Source organism: Rhizobium mulingense, from assembly GCF_029194105.1.
GTDB lineage: Bacteria > Pseudomonadota > Alphaproteobacteria > Rhizobiales > Rhizobiaceae > Rhizobium > Rhizobium mulingense.
The window spans coordinates 1-590 of sequence record NZ_JARFVE010000074.1; the positions used below are offsets into that span (position 1 = coordinate 1).

Annotated in this window: 1 protein-coding gene; it reads right to left on the minus strand. The window is 63.9% G+C overall.

Features of this window, described 5'->3' with window-relative positions; translation table 11 throughout:
• A partial coding sequence (locus PYR71_RS30765; protein ID WP_275621784.1) for a ThuA domain-containing protein occupies positions 1–590 on the minus strand: 590 nt, incomplete at both ends.

A 590-nucleotide genomic window follows, 5' to 3' on the forward strand; every position in this document is an offset into this window, starting at 1 on the left:
CGGTAACCGGCTTCGCCGGCCTGGTGCAGTCTCGGGCCGCGTTCGACGATCGGCTCCAGCGCCTTTTCTACCGGCACATTTGGAGCATCGGTAATGCCAGTCAACGCCGCTTGCGGGTTGTAGGCCCACTTGACGCCGTTGATCAGCACGTTCTGGACAGTGGCGTCGTGATAGGTCGGATAGGTCTCGTGGCCGGGGCGGAAATAGAAGATGTTGCCGGCGCCGCGCCGCCATGTCAGGCCCGAGCGGAACACTTCGCCGCCCTGGAACCAGGAGATGAACACCGTTTCCAGCGGTTCCGGCACCGAGAACTGCTCGCCGTACATTTCCTCGTTCTCCAGCTCGAAATGCTCGCCGATGCCGGCGGCGATCGGATGGCGCGGATTGATCGTCCACAGCCGCTCGCGCTCGCCCGCCTCGCGCCATTTCAGCGCACAGGGCGTGCCCATCAGCCGCTTGAAAATCTTCGAGAAATGGCCGGAATGCAGCACCAGCAGGCCCATACCCTCCCAGACGCGCTTGGCGACGCGTTCGACGACGACGTCGGAGACCGCACCGTGATCCTTGTGGCCCCACCAGGTCAGCACATC